At 53.2% G+C, this 418-nt stretch carries 1 rRNA gene; it reads left to right on the top strand.

From position 1 onward, the window contains the following. Positions 1 to 418 (top strand): 16S ribosomal RNA (locus AB4124_RS34130); the annotation flags it as partial.

Genomic DNA, 418 nt, shown 5'->3' with positions numbered 1-418 from the left:
AAGCATTCCGCCTGGGGAGTACGGTCGCAAGACTGAAACTCAAAGGAATTGACGGGGACCCGCACAAGCAGTGGAGTATGTGGTTTAATTCGAAGCAACGCGAAGAACCTTACCAAGTCTTGACATCCCTCTGAATCCTCTAGAGATAGAGGCGGCCTTCGGGACAGAGGTGACAGGTGGTGCATGGTTGTCGTCAGCTCGTGTCGTGAGATGTTGGGTTAAGTCCCGCAACGAGCGCAACCCTTGATTTTAGTTGCCAGCACTTYGGGTGGGCACTCTAGAATGACTGCCGGTGACAAACCGGAGGAAGGCGGGGATGACGTCAAATCATCATGCCCCTTATGACTTGGGCTACACACGTACTACAATGGCTGGTACAACGGGAAGCGAAGCCGCGAGGTGGAGCCAATCCTATAAA

Origin of the sequence: Paenibacillus sp. 2KB_20, from assembly GCF_052115765.1 — a bacterium.
GTDB lineage: Bacteria > Bacillota > Bacilli > Paenibacillales > Paenibacillaceae > Paenibacillus_AQ.
Note: the sequence above shows the minus strand (reverse complement) of the source record. Positions and strands in the feature narration are given on the sequence as shown.